At 57.6% G+C, this 337-nt stretch carries 1 protein-coding gene; it reads right to left on the bottom strand.

Going from position 1 to position 337, the window contains the following annotated elements:
- Window positions 1-337: Ig-like domain-containing protein (locus M987_RS23540; protein WP_157506108.1), on the bottom strand; the 337-nt coding region annotated here is incomplete at both ends.

Below are 337 nucleotides of genomic sequence, written 5' to 3'. Positions count from 1 at the left end.
GATGGTCAGGGCATTATGTGCCTGGGTATCGAGCACCACGTTCTGGTGCTCAACCGCAATCGCGGTGTTACCGGACGCATCCACACCGGTGACCATTACCTGTACGTCATTGTTGCCTTCATTCAGCGCCGCGGTGGGTACCGGTACTTCGTAACGCAGTTGACCGTTGGCATCCGTCACAACATTGCCGTGATATTCATGGCCGTTCACGCTGACGACGACGTTATCGCCCGCCTGCGCATCACCACTCACCACACCGGAAATCATCGTCGGCATCCGGGACTCGGTGGCATTCACCACGTTGTCACCGGCCACGGTCTGGATGAGCACATGGTTT

It is taken from the genome of Enterobacter soli ATCC BAA-2102 (assembly GCF_001654845.1).
GTDB lineage: Bacteria > Pseudomonadota > Gammaproteobacteria > Enterobacterales > Enterobacteriaceae > Enterobacter > Enterobacter soli.
This window is presented reverse-complemented; position numbering and strand designations above follow the sequence as displayed.